Consider the following 231-nt stretch of genomic DNA (forward strand, 5'->3'; position numbering starts at 1 on the left):
TCGAGGGGCCTTATCGACTGGTGCTGGGCGATGATCCGTTCACCGCGATCAGCGGCGGCAGCGAGGAGGGCTATCCGGTGCTCCAGCACATCAATCGTCTGGTGGATGGCGATATCATCTCGGCGCCGGGCATCACGGGCGGCGTCGTCCTGACAACACGGGGCGGCGATTTCGAACTCGATCTCGGACAGGACTTGTCGATTGGCTATCTCAGCCACACCGCCGAGGTGG

The 231-nt window shown here is 63.2% G+C and carries 1 protein-coding gene; it reads left to right on the forward strand.

Features of this window, described 5'->3' with window-relative positions; all coding sequences use genetic code 11:
• Nucleotides 1–20: 20 nt before the first annotated feature.
• A partial coding sequence (locus CVH10_RS24940; RefSeq protein WP_369336042.1) for an encapsulin occupies nt 21–231 on the forward strand: 211 nt, incomplete at its 3' end.

The organism is Halomonas sp. ND22Bw (assembly GCF_003011945.1).
GTDB lineage: Bacteria > Pseudomonadota > Gammaproteobacteria > Pseudomonadales > Halomonadaceae > Halomonas > Halomonas halophila.